At 34.3% G+C, this 17101-nt stretch carries 14 protein-coding genes; 5 read left to right on the top strand and 9 right to left on the bottom strand.

What is annotated here, in order from left to right; translation table 11 throughout:
• Window positions 1-9: 9 nt before the first annotated feature.
• From HQN85_RS09260 to HQN85_RS09230, 7 genes are all read right to left on the bottom strand, one after another.
• A complete protein-coding gene (locus HQN85_RS09260; protein WP_173271491.1) occupies window positions 10-675 on the bottom strand; it encodes an SGNH/GDSL hydrolase family protein in 666 nt (221 codons plus the stop codon).
• 4 nt (window positions 676-679) lie between these two features.
• Entirely contained in the window at window positions 680-2242 is a 1563-nt protein-coding gene (locus HQN85_RS09255) for a serine hydrolase (protein ID WP_173271489.1), read from the bottom strand.
• A gap of 84 nt (window positions 2243-2326) precedes the next feature.
• Window positions 2327-3271 carry a hypothetical protein gene (locus tag HQN85_RS09250; RefSeq protein WP_173271487.1) on the bottom strand — a complete coding sequence of 315 codons (945 nt, stop codon included), beginning with the start codon at window positions 3269-3271 and terminating at the stop codon, window positions 2327-2329.
• Window positions 3272-3331: 60 nt separating this feature from the next.
• Window positions 3332-4513, bottom strand: a complete 1182-nt coding sequence (locus tag HQN85_RS09245; RefSeq protein ID WP_173271485.1) for a M20 metallopeptidase family protein — start codon at window positions 4511-4513, stop codon at window positions 3332-3334.
• A 16-nt stretch (window positions 4514-4529) separates the two neighbouring features.
• Complete coding sequence (locus HQN85_RS09240; protein ID WP_173271483.1) at window positions 4530-4970, bottom strand: SPOR domain-containing protein; 441 nt, start codon at window positions 4968-4970, stop codon at window positions 4530-4532.
• A 109-nt stretch (window positions 4971-5079) separates the two neighbouring features.
• Window positions 5080-8382: a preprotein translocase subunit SecA gene (gene secA / locus HQN85_RS09235; RefSeq protein ID WP_173271481.1), complete on the bottom strand. Its 3303-nt coding sequence runs from the start codon at window positions 8380-8382 to the stop codon at window positions 5080-5082.
• Between the two features lie 146 nt (window positions 8383-8528).
• A complete protein-coding gene (locus HQN85_RS09230; RefSeq protein WP_173271479.1) occupies window positions 8529-8831 on the bottom strand; it encodes a hypothetical protein in 303 nt (100 codons plus the stop codon).
• A 201-nt stretch (window positions 8832-9032) separates the two neighbouring features.
• Here HQN85_RS09230 and purD point away from each other — a divergent pair, with 201 nt between their 5' ends.
• Complete coding sequence (purD, locus tag HQN85_RS09225) at window positions 9033-10304, top strand: phosphoribosylamine--glycine ligase (protein ID WP_173271477.1); 1272 nt, start codon at window positions 9033-9035, stop codon at window positions 10302-10304.
• A 67-nt stretch (window positions 10305-10371) separates the two neighbouring features.
• On the opposite strand, the gene HQN85_RS09220 is transcribed toward purD, so the two are convergent.
• Window positions 10372-11511, bottom strand: a complete 1140-nt coding sequence (locus tag HQN85_RS09220) for a TlpA disulfide reductase family protein (RefSeq protein ID WP_173271475.1) — start codon at window positions 11509-11511, stop codon at window positions 10372-10374.
• Window positions 11512-11586: 75 nt separating this feature from the next.
• Window positions 11587-12768: a formimidoylglutamase gene (locus HQN85_RS09215; protein WP_173272566.1), complete on the bottom strand. Its 1182-nt coding sequence runs from the start codon at window positions 12766-12768 to the stop codon at window positions 11587-11589.
• Window positions 12769-12781: 13 nt separating this feature from the next.
• Here HQN85_RS09215 and HQN85_RS09210 point away from each other — a divergent pair, with 13 nt between their 5' ends.
• From HQN85_RS09210 to HQN85_RS09195, 4 genes are all read left to right on the top strand, one after another.
• Window positions 12782-13807, top strand: coding sequence for an NAD-dependent epimerase/dehydratase family protein (locus HQN85_RS09210; protein WP_317170031.1), 1026 nt, complete (start codon window positions 12782-12784; stop codon window positions 13805-13807).
• A gap of 6 nt (window positions 13808-13813) precedes the next feature.
• Window positions 13814-15112, top strand: a complete 1299-nt coding sequence (locus HQN85_RS09205; protein WP_173271473.1) for an HAD-IB family phosphatase — start codon at window positions 13814-13816, stop codon at window positions 15110-15112.
• A gap of 122 nt (window positions 15113-15234) precedes the next feature.
• Window positions 15235-15858: a transposase gene (locus HQN85_RS09200; RefSeq protein ID WP_173271471.1), complete on the top strand. Its 624-nt coding sequence runs from the start codon at window positions 15235-15237 to the stop codon at window positions 15856-15858.
• A 235-nt stretch (window positions 15859-16093) separates the two neighbouring features.
• Window positions 16094-17053 carry a tryptophan 2,3-dioxygenase family protein gene (locus tag HQN85_RS09195; protein ID WP_173271469.1) on the top strand — a complete coding sequence of 320 codons (960 nt, stop codon included), beginning with the start codon at window positions 16094-16096 and terminating at the stop codon, window positions 17051-17053.
• Window positions 17054-17101: the final 48 nt, after the last annotated feature.

Genomic DNA, 17101 nt, shown 5'->3' with positions numbered 1-17101 from the left:
CTTGTAACATTATTTTATAAAAGGCAACATGGTATCGGCAACTAATTGATTACCTACATCATTTAAGTGTACTTTATCGACAGTTAAAACGCCCTTTTCTATATCGGCAGTATTGTTCTTTTCTTCGTATGCTGTAAAAGCTTTTCTTAAATCGCAAAGTGGAATATTATTTTTTGCAGCTAATTCTCTAATGCCAGCAGCATATTTATTTAAATCCGCATCCACTTCGTTTGCATCGTTTTTCTTTTCGCCAATAACTGAAGGTGTGCACATTACAATCTTACTTCCGTTCGCTTGAATTTTATTAATTAGGGCTTGATAGAACTTTAAATATTTATCATAATCGGTTCCTGTATGCGCTCCTAACTTATGCCAAACATCATTTATACCTACATATATAATAACCAAATCAGGCTTTTTATTTAGCACATCATCTTCCAATCTTAAGTAAAGATCATAAACTTTATTTCCACCAATACCAGCTCCAATTAACTCATATTGATTTGGATCTAGAGTCTTTTTTAATAAGTTGATATAACCATTACCTTGAACTCCTGCTTGTGTAATTGAATCGCCAAAGAAAATTACTTTTTTAGGTTTAGCTTTCATCGCCATTGATAAAAATAAAATAGCAATTAGTGCTACTGTACTTGCTGATTTAATGTATTTATTCATTGTCTTATTTGATTATTTTAAAATCTAAATCTTGAAAATCAAAGCTAAAATCTGTTAGTGGAGAAATTGCTTCTAATTTAAATCCATCCGCCGTTGCATTATTGTTCAAACTAAAGTTTACAAAAGCATCTGCATCTAAACTCCTATCGTACCATTTTACTATAAACGTATTGCCTTTATAATAAGTCATATCGCCTCTTAATTTTGGTGAATTTTTTGCTTGAAAATGCATTTTGCCATTTACTTCGCTAATGGTCACTTCTCCAAACCATGCATCTTTAAATGTACCCAAGTAATTTTTAATCTCAGGTTTTGCATTATTAGCTTTTTGTGCTGTCGCTATATCTGCCCAAATTTTATCGACAATTTCCTTTGCTTCTTTCTCGTTTCTTAATCTATTATCATTATACGTTTTAATTCTATTCATGCCTTTAATATCTAAGTAACCATCTTTTATAGAGTTGGTTATAGAATTAAATGCAGCACCAGATTGCTGATTAGTCAAAACGATAATCCCTAATTTAAGTTCTGGTAAAATAGTAACCTGAGTAACTATTCCGGATAAACCGCCAGTATGTGTTGCTTGAAATTTTCCATTTACCGAGCTCAAAAACCAGCCTAATCCATAGCTACTAAAACTACTCGGGTTACCACCAGCAATAATCGTTTGTGGCGTCCAAAGTTCTCGAGCTACCGCAGGACTAAATAATTTTTTATCTAAGTTATCGCCGTATTTACCTCCATTAATCATCGCAATAACCCATTTACTCATATCAGTTACACTTGAATAAATTCCGCCAGCAGCATTAGCTATTTCACCAAAACTTAACCCAACTGGTAATAATTTGTCTTCATAAGGTGCATGACCATCAATTACATTAGATTTATCTTTTAAGCGATACCACGATGCTGCAGTTTTTGACATGCCCAAAGGTTTTATAATTCTGCTTTCTATAAAATCTTCATAGGTCATTCCAGAAACTCTTGCCACAACATCACCAGCTACGATATACATTAAATTATCATAATCGTATTTTGTGCGGAAAGAAGAAACAGGCTTCAAGTAGCGAAGATTATGAATCAATTGTTTTTTATCTACTGTTGATGAATCTGGCCAAATCATTAAATCGCCTGCACCTAAACCCAAACCACTACGGTGCGTTAACAAATCTCTTACTGTAAATTCGCTGGTTACGTAAGGGTCGTACATTTTAAATTCAGGGATAACATCTATTACCTTCGTATCCCATGTTAATTTTTTCTCATCAATCAACATACCTAAAGCCGCAGCTGTAAATGCTTTAGTGTTTGATGCCACTCCAAAAAGCGTGTTTTCATCAACTTTTAAATTTGTTTTGATCGAACGAACACCGTAACCTTTAGCATGAATAACTTTTCCATCTTTAATAACAGCAACTGCAATTCCAGGTACATTGAATGTACTTAGCGTTTTTTCAGCTACGCTATCTATTTGCTTGGAGGTTAAGATTTGAGCATGTAAGCTACTAGTTGAAAATAGCGCAATGGCTAATAACAACTTTGTTTTAGTGCGATAAAGTGATTGCATAAATGAGGGTTTTGAGAGTTAAAGATAATTAAATTGTTAGAACTGTAATTAGCATTTTAACAATCCAATATTTAAGTACCTCGTTTATTTGCCTCTGGCTAATTTATAATCTTTGTGCACAACTAAGAAACTAGCTCTTTCTTCTTTCTTAAAAGGATAATCCCAGTTACCTTGATAGGTAATTTTGGTAGGCAGTTTAACTTCATCAAAATAGCTCATTTCGATATTCATTTGCACATCGAAATCAAACAACATATTACTGTATTTCATGTCGACATAACGACCCAATATCTCGAAATTTCTTTTATCAAAAATGGTTACCAATTCTTTAATCATTAAGCCATCTTTTGTCCAGCTACTTAAATCTGGTTTTACAGAAATTTTAAATCGGTATACAGGAATTGAATCTAAATAAGTGCCGCTATAAAAAGTATAATCATAATACTGACGCATATTGGCAGTAAATATTTGAGTTTTACTTCCTATAAATGGCAATCCCTTAATTGGTCGACCAGGATTGAAAATTAATGTTTTTAATTTATCCTTATAACTTTCATTCGAGCCACCTTTACCATCACTACTAGGTGCATTCGGTACAAAATCTGTGTTGTAGGCATTCATGAAAATGTAATCAAACATTTCTACCGTATACAATTGGTATTTACCATTCTTCTTGTAAATCTTACCGTTATCTTCCTTTACCAAATATTCCATTTTGTAAGGGCCATCGTTATTATGCCTGATTTTCCGATATACCTTCCCATCAACTTTGTTATTTTTATCATAAGTGTAAATTCTATTTTCGGCTATGAAAGTATACTTTTTCATATTGCGAAATGCCTGATAAAAACTAGTATCGTTGATAATTGCATTGATAAATCGTTCTACATTTAAACGCTGCGCTTTAATTACTACTACAGAATCTAATTGAATAGTTTTGATGGTATCTGGATTAAAACGCGGAATTTCTTGACTATTAGCTTTTAAAAAGAGAATAGATAAGGCTAATAATAGAACTATTTTTTTCATAGTGAGTTAAATACAAAAATCTTGCCCCTTTAATAAATTATTAAAATTGCAAGTCCTTAATTAATTTCCAAGCTGTTTTAGCGCAATATAGGCCATTAATCCTGTTGAAGTTTTTAAAGCATCTTCATCAATGTCAAAGTTTGGCGTATGAACTGAATAAGTAGTTCCCTTTTCGGCATTACCTGTTCCTAAACGATAAAAACATGCGTCAGTCACTTGCGAATAATAGGCAAAATCTTCTGCTGCCATCCAAATATCCAAATCGATAACGTTTTCTTTGCCTAAATAATCTTCAGCAAAAGTACGAGCATTATCGGTTAGCTTTTCTTCGTTAATTAAAAAAGGATATCCACGCATGATTGTAAATTCACAACTTCCACCCATGCTTTCTGCAATGCCTTCTGCCATTTTCTTCATCAGCTTATGCGCTTCATTTCTCCAATCTTCGTTTAGCGTTCTAAAGGTTCCTTCTAATTTTACCTCATTAGGAATGATGTTAGTTGCGCCATTCGCATTTACTTTACCAAAAGAAAGTACTGAAGGTAAACGAGGGTCTGCATTACGACTAACTATTTGCTGTAATGCTACGATGATGTGAGCCGTAATTAAAACTGGATCTATATTTTGATGTGGTTGTGCACCATGACCACCTTTTCCATGAACAGTTACATACAATTCATCTGTTGATGCCATGTAAATACCAGAACGGAAACCAACTTTGCCAGTTTCGATTAGTGGCATAACGTGTTGGCCAACTATCGCTTGAGGCTTTGGATTTTCGAGCACTCCTTCCTTTATCATGATGCTTGCACCACCTGGCAAAACTTCTTCTGCTGGCTGAAAAACTAGTTTTATCGTACCTGCAAACTCATCTTTCAATTGATTTAAAATATAGGCCGTACCTAAAAGTGAGGAGCTATGTACATCATGTCCGCATGCATGCATTACACCTTGATTTTTAGAACGATAAGGCTTATCATTTGCTTCATGAATAGGTAAAGCATCCATATCAGCACGCAAGGCGATGATATTGTCTGACGGAATTTTGCCTTTGATTAAACCAACAACTCCCGTATTTGCCATATCGGTAAATTCAATGCCCCATTTGGTTAACTTTTCTTTGATAAACAAAGAAGTTTGAAATTCTTTAAAAGAGAGTTCTGGATTTGCATGAATATGATGGCGATAACCAACAACGTCGTTATATATTTTAGCGGATAGTTCTTGTATCTTCTGTTTCATAGATCTGTTTGCTAGGCTATTTATTTACATCATCTAGTTCTGGTGCATTTATTTTTTCTCTGAAAATAAATAGTGTGGGAAAATTTGGTCTCAACTCATTTAATAAACGTTGGGCATCCATTCGAGTTCTAAAATCGCCTACGCGTAAATAATAATTAGGTTCTTTATACGTAATGTATGTTCTGTGTTGAGGAAAAAGTGCTTTAAATTTACTTTGTTCATTAAATGCTTCTCGCCGATCAGAACCGTAAAAAACTTGTACTCTGTAACCCATATCAGACACTATTGCCTTGCTTGTAGGATTAGTAGTTGTTGGTTTTGCTCTATTTAACTCGATCCGTTTTGCAATTAGGCTATCTATTAAAGGATCTTTAACAACCGTAACTTCGCCTTTAGTCTGAGCAAAAGAAGACTGAATGCACAGTAGAAAAATAATAGATAGATAAATTTTCATCATAGTTATTAAGATAGATTGCTTTGTCAATCTTCTTAGAATGACGAGCAGGTAGTATAAAAAGAATGCCGAACTTTTTACAAAATTCGGCATTCTTATCTGGTATTACAAATTATCCGTTTACACCATGGCAGTTTTTATATTTTTTGCCACTACCACAAGGACAAGGCTCATTTCTACCAACTGTAGCTTCCTTACGAATTGGTTGTTGTGGAACTGACTCACGAGTATCGCCAAATTCAACACCTGGTTGTTCTGAGCCATATTCTTGTTTAGTGGTTTGTAATTTTGGTTGTTTTTTAGCTGCTGGAGCTTCTCTAACATCATCAACCTCTTGTTGAACTGGAATACCACCCTTATATAAGAAACTTACAACTTCTTTATTTACCACATTTAACATGCTTTTGAACAAGTTGAAGGCTTCCATTTTATAAATAATTAATGGATCTTTTTGCTCATAGACAGCATTTTGTACAGACTGTTTTAACTCATCCATTTCACGTAAATGCTCTTTCCAACTATCATCAATTAAAGCAAGAATAATGGTTTTTTCGAATGCTTTTGTTACTTCACGACCGTTGTTATCAATTGCTTTTTGCAAGTTAACAGGAACTTGTATATGTCTAATTCCATCTGTAAATGGCACCACAACTTGTTCAATTTGTTGTCCTCGCTCTGCATAAACTTGTTTTAACACTTGCATAGACTGATTGATAATTCCTTCAGATTTACGAGCATAAAAAGCAGTAACCTCTTCGAATAATGTATCCGTTAAAGCATGGATATTTTTCGAATTAAAATCTTGTTCTGAAATTGCAGTATCTGCTGAGAAATTTTTAATTACTTCTAATCTAAAACCTTCGTAATTACCTTCCTCTTTGTATTCTGTTACAATATCTTCAGCAACATCAAACACCATGTTGTTCATATCTACATCTAAGCGATCGCCAAATAAAGCATTGCGACGTTTAGCGTAAATAACTGTACGTTGTGAGTTCATTACATCATCATATTCTAACAAACGTTTACGAACGCCGAAGTTATTTTCTTCTACTTTTTTCTGAGCTCGCTCGATCGAATTGGTAATCATTGAATGTTGAATTACTTCTCCATCCTCAATTCCCATTTTCACCATGATATTAGAAATACGCTCCGAACCAAATAAACGCATTAAGTTATCTTCTAATGATACGAAGAATTGCGAAGTTCCTGGATCTCCCTGACGACCAGCACGACCACGTAACTGTCTATCAACACGACGAGATTCATGACGTTCTGTACCTACAATTGCTAAACCTCCAGCTTCTTTAACGCCTGGGCCCAATTTAATATCTGTACCACGACCAGCCATGTTTGTTGCAATAGTAACCGTTCCAGCCTGACCAGCTTCTGCAACAATATCTGCTTCTTTTTGGTGCATTTTGGCATTTAACACATTGTGTTTTATTCCGCGAAGCTTAAGCATACGACTTAATAATTCAGAAATCTCAACTGATGTTGTACCTACCAATACAGGGCGACCAGCTTCAGTTAATTTTACGATTTCTTCTGCAACTGCATTATATTTTTCACGAATAGTACGGTACACATAATCCTGCTCATCTTTACGAGCCATTACGCGGTTGGTAGGAATTTCTACCACATCTAATTTATAAATTGACCAAAACTCGCCAGCTTCTGTAGTTGCTGTACCCGTCATACCGCACAATTTGTGGTACATACGGAAGAAGTTTTGCAAGGTTACTGTTGCGTAAGTTTGTGAAGCATCTTCTACTTTAACATTCTCTTTAGCCTCAATTGCTTGATGCAAACCATCAGAGTAACGGCGACCATCCATAATACGACCAGTCTGCTCATCTACAATTTTAATTTTACCTTCATCGATGATATACTCTACATCAATTTCAAATAAAGTATAAGCTTTTAACAACTGATTTACTGAATGAATACGCTCTGCTTTTACAGAATAATCACGCATCAAGGCATCTTTTTGAGCAATTTTTTGTTCACTAGTTAAATCAGATTTTTCGATCTCAGCAATTGCTGTACCTACATCTGGTAAAACGAAAAAGTTAGGGTCTTCACCTTGTTGAGTAATTAACTCAATACCTTTTTCTGTTAATTCAACTTGGTTATTTTTCTCATCAATATAGAAGAACAGCTCCGAATCTACCTTAGGCATATTCTTAGACTGATCAGCCATATAATGATTTTCAGTTTTCAATAAAGTTTGTCTAACACTTCCTTCACTTAAAAACTTAATTAAGGCTTTACTTTTTGGCAAACCACGGTGAGCACGTAATAATGCTAAACCACCTTCACCCTCTTCAGTTCCTACTTTGCCCTCATTAATTAATTTTTTTGCTTCATTTAATGCTGATGAAACATACGTTTTTTGTGCATTTACCAAACGCTCGATACGTGGTTTTAACTCGTGGAATTCGTGTTGATCTCCAAAAGGAACTGGGCCTGAAATAATTAATGGTGTACGAGCATCATCAATTAATACTGAATCGACCTCATCTACCATGGCAAAGTGCAATTTGCGCTGCACCAATTGATCTGGCGTTTGAGACATGTTATCACGTAAATAATCGAAACCAAATTCGTTGTTTGTTCCGTAAGTGATATCTGCTAAATAAGCATTTCTACGTTCTTGTGAGTTTGGCTCGTGCTTATCTATACAATCTACAGTTAGACCGTGGAACTCAAATAATGGTCCGTTCCATTCACTATCACGACGAGCTAAATAATCATTCACTGTTACAATGTGAACACCTTGTCCAGCTAATGCATTTAAATAGGCAGGCAATGTACTTACCAAGGTTTTACCCTCACCAGTTGCCATCTCGGCGATTTTGCCACTATTTAAAACCATACCACCTATCAACTGTACATCGTAGTGAACCATATTCCAAACTACTTCCGTTCCAGATGCATCCCATTTGTTAGCCCAATAAGCTTTATCGCCAACAATTTTCACATTGCTTTTGCGAGCTGCATAATCTCTATCAAATTGAGTTGCGGTAACTTCTAATTGTTCGTTTTCGCTTAAACGGCGAGAAGTATCTTTTACCACTGCGAAAGCAGATGGCATAATTTGCAACAACACTTTTTCTAATTCTACATCGCGTTCCTTAACAAGTGCATCCACCTCATCGTATAGAGCGGTTTTTTCATGTAATGCTAAATCTTGTGATTCTGCTTTAAGCTTAGTATCTGCAATTTTCGCATCTATATCGGCTAATGCATCAGCTATAGTTGCTTTAAACTCAACAGTTTTATGGCGTAATTCGTCGTTACTTAAAGACGAAAGTTTTGCGTATTCTTCATTAATTTGTTGTACTAAAGGCTGTAATGCTTTAATATCTCTTTCTGATTTGCTCCCAAATATCTTGGCTAAAAATCCTAACATGTTTTATGATTGTGTTTTATATTATTCTAAATTATTCGATTTGCAACAACCAAGCCATTGCTTAAATTAAGTCAACTTGGCAGTTGAGGCATATAAATTCCTTCCCTAATCTGATGAGATTGGGAGATATAGTAAAGAGGAATTAACTAGGGGCTATTGTTTTTAGGCTTTTTCCTTATCGTTAAATCGGCAACGATGTGATTATAGTTAACGCGTTTAGCAACTTTAATTTCTGGTAATAAACCAATTAAAGTTAATTCACTATAAGATAATAAGAATGGATTTCTATGATCATTAAGCTGATTAACATCAGAATTAACAACTTGAGAATCATTTTGAGTTTTGTTACAATACCTTTCGGTTAATAGTTTTAACCTCCCTACATCTTCCGCTTTTGCGAGATGAGTAAGGCTAAAAAATACGAGTGATATGGCAACAACGTGTTTCATCTATAGATTCTATTGTTTTTAATTGTTAGATGGAGTACGCCATGTATTAATGCATTCTATTTGGCACATGGCTAGTTCATTCTTGCGGCAAATCTAATTTTAATCTTTTACATACAGAAATCTAATTAGTTAATTGCAAGTATTTAGGAATTAGCCGATTTATTTACTGCGCTTTTAATCCAAAGCAATATCTTTGCTCTCATGAATATTTTATTATTAGGTTCTGGCGGAAGAGAATGTGCTTTCGCCTGGAAAATCAGCCAATCTGCTCACTGCTCAAAACTATTTATTGCTCCTGGTAATGCTGGCACTGGTGCTTACGGTAAAAATGTAACACTAAACCCAAATGATTTTGAGGCTGTAAAAACTTTTGCTCTAAATGAAAATATTAGTCTTTTAGTAGTTGGACCAGAAGAGCCTTTGGTAAATGGTATTCATGATTTTTTTACGAATGATGAACAATTAGCTCATATCCCTGTTATCGGACCAAAAAAAGAAGGAGCAATTTTAGAAGGGAGTAAAGATTTTTCTAAGCAATTTATGGAACGTCATGGTATTCCTACTGCAGCTTCTAAATCTTTTACAAATGAAACCTTGGCAGATGGATTAGCATATTTACAAAACCATGCTACACCAATTGTATTAAAGGCTGATGGTTTAGCTGCCGGAAAGGGAGTTTTAATTTTAGATAATGTTGCAGAAGCGCAAGAAGAATTAAAATTAATGCTAGGCGGAAAGTTCGGTAACGCTGGTAGTACTGTTGTAATTGAAGAATTTCTAACAGGTATTGAACTTTCAGTTTTTGTGTTGACTGACGGAAGAAACTATGTGATTTTGCCAGAAGCGAAAGACTACAAAAGAATTGGACAAGGTGACACAGGATTAAATACTGGTGGAATGGGTTCAGTTTCTCCAGTCCCATTTGCTGATGAGGCATTTATGACTCAAGTAAAGGAAGAAATTATTCAGCCAACAATTGATGGTTTATTAAAAGACAACATTGATTATACTGGTTTTATTTTCTTCGGATTGATTAAAGTTGGCAATAAACCTTACGTAATTGAATACAATTGTCGCATGGGTGACCCAGAAACAGAAAGTGTTATTCCTAGGATAGAAAGCGATTTAGTTGAATTATTTATCGCATGTGCGGATAAGAAATTAGCTGATTACCAATTGAACATCAGCGAGAAAAGTGCAGCAACTATTATGATTGTTGCAGGTGGTTATCCTGGTGAATACGAAAAAGGGAAAACAATTTCTGGAATTGAAAACCTGCGTGATTCTTTAGCTTTCCACGCCGGCACTACTTTAGAAGGTGGTAATGTTAAAACAAATGGCGGTAGAGTGATTGCCATTACGAGTTTACAAGATGATCAGTTTAATGCATTACAACGAGCTACTGCAGATGCTGGCCGTATATATTTTGATGGTAAATATTTTAGAGAAGATATAGGATTTGATTTAATGTAGAGCAAATCCTAATAACAAGAAAGGCTTCGAATATCTCGAAGCCTTTCTTGTTTATTTAATCATTTATCTATTTTGATTTAGTGCCTAAAAGCTCTTCTAGTTTTTTCTGTAAAGCTTCACCAGTAATGTTTCTAGCAACAATTTTTCCAGTCGGATCTACCATAAAATTAAATGGAATAGCGCTTATACCATAGCTTTTAGAAACTTCATTATCCCACCATTTCAAATCTGAAACATGAGTCCAAGTTAGGCCGTCATCAGCAATTGCTTTTAACCAAGCATCTTTTTTTCCTGGCTGATCTAAAGAAACACCTAACACAGTAAAGTTCTTGTCTTTCCATTTGTTAAATGCCGCAACTACATTAGGATTTTCTTGTCTACATGGTCCGCACCAAGAAGCCCAAAAATCTACTAAAACATATTTACCTTTAAAATCAGATAACTTAACTGGTTTACCATTTGGATCGTTTTGTGTAAAATCAGTTACCATTCCAATCTGAGTTTTCTTAGCTCCATCAATTACCATCTGAATATCTTTACCAAATTTAGTCGCTCTAATTGCTGGCGAATATTTTAAAAATTCTGGCTCAACAACCTTTGGATCAATATCATATCCCATTGAACTTCTAAAGGCAACTAAACCTATGTATGAATCTAGGTTTTCAGATGCAAATTTCTTAGTCAATGGATCTCTCTCTTTATTTGCAGCATTGTACTTGTCCATAAAAGGTTTCATGAACACTGTATCTTTTTTCTGCTCAGTGGTATATCCGTTGTACTCTTTCATTAAAACAGCTACATCAGCATCCATTTGTTTAAATAAACCTCTAAACCTAGCATAGTCATCGTTTACCTTTGATCCAGTTATTTTAGCATATTTAATTGAATCCGTCGCGTTAACATTAATTGTAGTTTTTTCTAAATAAAGAGAAATCACATCAGATGGAACTCTTTTTTTAGGATCAACTGGTGTAGCATCATGTTTAACTCGTATAGATGCCGAGGTCGGGCCATCTATCGTGCCTTTAAATTCGAAAGCTCCATTTACTAACGTTGCAGAATCTGTGATGCTGTTTGAGCCAACACGATAAACCAAAAATGCTTTGGCTGGTTGATTTAAGTTACCAACTTTACCTTTTACAGTAAAATCTTGCGCCATTAAGCCTAGTGGCAATAGGCAAAAGGCAGATAAAATTATTTTTTTCATTATCAATAGGTTTTAGGGGGGTGATTTATCAAAAATAGTAAACGATTTTTTTTAAAGCGAATTCTATTTGTAAAATTATCCTAGCTTTTGGTAGGTTCTCCACCATAAATCTGGCATTTCACCATTTACAGCAGTATTGTAATCTTCGTAACGGCATGGCACAAGGTGATATCTTTCATTTTTAGAAATTCCAGTTGGATATGGCACCTGCATCCACCAACGATCTGAGCGTTTACTCTTAACAAAATTCATTTCACCAGAGCCATCTTTCAAACTTGTTCGGTAAATAATATATTGAGATTTTGGCGTTAAAGGAAAATCTTGTTTTCGATTGTAAAATCCATCTACAAAATACCAAACCATTTGGGCTAAAAGCATTGCTGTTTGACCATTGCGATCATACGCTGGGTTAAACTCGTAAAAACCGATTGAAGTTAATTTATCATTCATCCCCGCATAACGTGTAATTCTGCAAATATCTTCACCATAAAAACCATTCGGACCAGCATTTATATTTGCTCCAGCATCTGCAGAACGGACAGCTCCAATATCAAAACTCATCATGTTCGCATTACGGATAATTGGTTCCGTCAATGAAATATCCGATAAAAATTCTCCTAAGCGATGTACATCAAAATACAACTTATCCATTACTTTTAAGCTATCCTGATTTACAAAATATGTTTGATAACCAACATTGCTAAAGTTGAATAAATAATTAGGTTGGTGTAAAAATATTTTACTCAAATACGAATTAGAACCAGTTGCAATTCCTTCATGCTCGTCTTCATCTAAATCAAATTTAGAATCGACAACCACTAAATCTACCTTTTGCTCTAAACTTTCATATGCCATGTATTGAGCATACGTAATATCCTGACCTCCGCCAATAATTACAGGTAAAACATTCAATTTTATCAGCTCAGCTACTACGGTCTTTACTGCGAAATAAGTATCCGATATTTCTTTACCTGCAATAATATTTCCTAAATCGATTATTTTACTCGTAAAAGCACCTTCGTTTAAGGCATAAAATTGAGATCTAAAATGATCTGCACCTAAGGCACAGCCATTATTATTTACCGCTCCTCTATCATCTTTCACTCCAAAAATGGCAATATCATAGGTGTTTTCTTCCAAATCAGGAAAACGATCGGTATAAAAATTAGCCTTTAATCCCAGCTGACTAGTTAAAAATCCCTGTTTAGGGCTAAACTTATCGGGGTTAATAGGCGAAAAAAAATCTGATAAAGACATAAAAGCGATATAAATGTTTGGCATCAAATATCTATTTTTGGGCGCATATATTAATGAGCTATCTAAAAAAAATGATATGATACTGGTAACTGGCGCTACAGGGTTTTTAGGAGCAGAATTAATTACACAGCTAACGGCTCAAAATTTAAATGTCCGAGCACTAAAAAGAACTACCTCAATTATTCCAGATTCTTTAAAAGAAAATAAATTGATAGAGTGGTTTGTAGCTGATATCAACGAGACAGAAAGTTTAGCAGATGCTTTTGAAAACGTTACTCAAGTTTATCACTGCGCTGCTTTTATATCTTTCGACCCTAAGGATAAAGCTAAATTGCTAAAAATTAATATTGAGGGAACTTCAAATATTGTAAATCTTTGTGCTGAGCATCAAGCTCGATTGGTACATGTAAGTTCTATCGCGGCTTTGGGAAATGCAAAAAAAGGTGATCAAGTTACCGAGAAAGATTTTTGGGAATACGATTCGAAAGTTCATGCCTATGCTATTTCTAAATACGAAGGTGAAATGGAAGTTTGGCGTGGCATAGCCGAAGGATTAGATGCCGTTATTGTGAATCCGGCGGTAATTATTGGTAAAAATGCTGGTTTTGAAGGTAGTGGTGCAATTTTTAAATTGGTAAAAGATGGCTTAAAATTTTACACTGATGGTGCAACAGGAATTGTTGATGTAGCAGATGTTGCAAAAGCAATGATACTTTTAATGCAGAGCGAAATTACCGCCGAACGATATACCTTATCTGCTGATAATTTAAATTACAAAGATTTTTTTGCAGAAATTGCTAAAGGATTTGGAATTAAACCTCCAAAAATTGAAGCAAAACCTTGGATGCTCGGCATTGCTTGGAGAGCGGCAAAACTAGCTGCACTATTTACGCAAAAAGCACCAGCCTTAACGCGAGATGCGGCTAGAAGTAGCTTTAATTTAAGTTATTACAGCAATGACAAAGTTAAAAAAGCGATTAATATTAATTTTAAACCTTTAAAAGAGAGCATTCTGGAAGTTTGCCAAGCTTTGAAATAATTTTAGATGAAACAGCAGAATTTTTACATTATTGATTTTGATAGCACTTTTACCCAAGTAGAAGCATTAGATGAACTGGCCCGTATTTCGTTAAACAAACATCCAGATAAGGAAGCGATTTTTAAGAAAATTGAAGATTATACCAATTTAGCTATGGAAGGTAAACTTTCTTTCTCTGAAAGTTTAGCAAAACGTGTTCAATTGTTAGAAGCTAACGAAGATCATTTAAAGCAATTAATTACACGGTTGAAAAAGAAAGTTTCGGCTTCGTTTTCTCGTAATGCTGCGTTTTTCAAAAAACATGCAGATGAAGTTTTAATTGTTTCTGGCGGATTTAAAGAATTTATCACACCCGTTGTAAGTCAATATCACATTAAGAAAGAAAATATCTATGCCAACACTTTTGTAACCACAGGTGATGGAAAGATTATAGATTACGACCATGCAAATCCATTAAGTGAAGAAGGTGGAAAAGTCAAGCTAATGCGCCAAATGGATTTAAAGGGAGATTTGTATGGAATAGGTGATGGGTATTCGGATTTTCAACTTAGAGAAAGTGGATTAATTAAAAAGTTTTTTGCCTTTACTGAAAATATTGCTCGAGAAAGTATTGTTTCAAAAGCCGATCACGTTACTCCTAGCTTTGATGAGTTTTTGTATGTAAATAATTTGCCAAGGGCGATCTCCTACCCTAAAAACAGAATTTTGTGCTTGGTCATTGGTAATGTTCCGACTGAAAGTATTGCGCTACTTAAAAAAGATGGCTTTTCTATTCGACATAAATCTTCTTTTGAAGAAAAATATGTTGCTGATGTTGGGATGATCTTATTAGCTGATGGTGAAAAAATAGAAAATGATAAATTAGAACGAGCTGTTAAACTTAAAACCGTTGGTTATTTAGGGAGCGCCAAAAATAAATTCTCTTTTCAAACTTGCACCGATATGGGGATTGTAGTTTTTGATGATCCAAAAAGTAATCCAAGAAGCGCTTCCTTTATTCCAAAACGTGTAATAGATTTTATGAATAAGGGAACAACTTACATGAGCACTAATTTTCCCAATTTGCAATTACCAGCTATTGATAAATCACATCGCTTAATTCACATTCACAAAAATGTTCCTGGTATTATGGCGCAGATTAACACTATTTTTGCAAAGCATAATATCAACATTGTTGGACAATTTTTAATGACAAACTCCACTTTGGGATATGCCATAACAGATATCAATGCCGAATACGATAAACAATTATTCAAATCTTTAAAAAAGATAGATCATACCATTAAATTTAGAGTGTTGTATTAGGATATATCTACTTTGACAATCTTTTTCTTAGATTGTCAAAGTTTGAAGCATTTTGCTGCATTAGTTAATAAAACTTTGTCAATCTGTGAAAGATTGACAATTAAGCAAACCAATTTTTCAATATGGCTAAAGAAGAACATTATTATACCAGGTTTGAAGAAGGTCGATTTTATCACATCTACAATCGTACAATTGATAAAAAACCAATGTTTTTTAATGATGGGAATAAGGAATTCTTCTTACAAAAATTACGACTTTATCTTTCAGATGTTGCCGATGTCTATGCTTATTGTTTATTAGATAATCATTTTCATCTTTTAATTAGGGTTAATGAAAATTTGAGTAAGTATAGATTTATAAATAAAATTGATGATGCAACTGATGTTCATTCTATAGTAAGCAAACAGTTTCGAGTGTTTTTTCAGAGTTATGCCCTAGCTTTTAACAAACAGCAAAATAGATCTGGCACACTTTTTCAAACTCCTTTTAAAAGAGCATTGGTAAATGACGATAACTATTTAGCACATTTAATTTATTATATCCACTGCAATCCACAGAAGCATAATCTTATTAATGATTTTAAAGACTGGAAATGGAGCTCGTATAAAGGGATAATTAGCAACAAACCTACCCGATTAATGAAAACCGAAGTAATTAAGTGGTTTGGAAATGAACAAGAATATCTAAACTTTCACAACGTAGGAAAACATTTATTAAATTATAATTTTATAATTGATGATTTTTAATTAGAACTTTGTCAATCTTCAGTAGATTGATAAAGTAATAACTGTGCACATGGATTTTAAAACTTGGAAATCAACTTCTTTCATTAGTCTAATTATATCTAGACCAAGTTAATTGATTAGTTAAATTACATTGATATTTCTTTTTTTAGATTGTCAATATTTGAATCATAAGTAAACTATATCAATAAACTTTGTCAATCTGTAAAAGATTGGCAAAGTACCAAATTTAACTACCATGGATTTTACACCAGAAATAAAAGACAAAATAAACAAGCTTCAAGAAAAATACGAAGCAATGGGCCAAGATATGTCCGCTTATTTAGATGGCTTATTGTATGCAGATTTTTTAACCTATTGGGATTATATTCACTTAGATACCTTGCTAAGTTTGCAAAGCCCAAAAACACCTTTCCCTGATGAAGAAATTTTCATCATGTATCATCAGATTACGGAGCTGTACTTTAAACTTTGCTTACACGAATGCAACCAAATATCCACACACCAAGAATTAACAGCCGCATTCTTTACCCAACGTTTAAAACGAATTAACGCTTATTTTAATGCCTTAACCAGTTCATTTGAGGTGATGGTAAATGGAATGGAAAAAGAACAATTCTTAAAATTCCGAATGTCATTATTACCTGCAAGTGGTTTTCAATCGGGCCAATATAGAATGATTGAAATTAACGCTACAGATTTTACACAACTGATAGATAAAAGTCAGCGTGAAGCATTAAGAAACGCAACAATTGAGCAAAGATTTGAATTCATTTATTGGAAGTTTGGCGCAACTGAATTAGCTAGCGGTAAACAAACCTTAACCTTAAAACAATTCATCAAAAAATACGCAGCTCAGTTTTTAGCCTTGGCAAAAGAGCGTGAAAACAGCAATTTCTCTGCTTTGTATCATCAATTAAAAGCAAAAGGAGAAGATGTAAGCGAGTTGGGAGAAGAATTGCGAAAATTAGATTTGTATGTAAACGTGGAATGGCCATTATCTCACTATAAATCCGCTGTGCGTTATTTAGAGAAAGACCCAACTGATATTGCTGCAACAGGCGGAACAAATTGGCAAAAGTATTTGCCTCCCCGTTTTCAAAAGCGCATTTTTTATCCGTTTTTATGGACTACTGAGCAAATGGAAGAATGGGGAAAAGGATGGGTGCTTAGTGTATTGCAAACACTTCGGAAATAAGATTAATTTGGGTTTAGAGCCATTTTTTTCTTAATTTTGCAGCTTAAT

This window comes from Pedobacter boryungensis, from assembly GCF_013204825.1.
In the GTDB taxonomy this organism is placed as follows: domain Bacteria; phylum Bacteroidota; class Bacteroidia; order Sphingobacteriales; family Sphingobacteriaceae; genus Pedobacter; species Pedobacter boryungensis.
The sequence above is the reverse complement of the archived record's forward strand: the minus strand, read 5'-3'. Positions and strand labels throughout refer to the sequence as shown.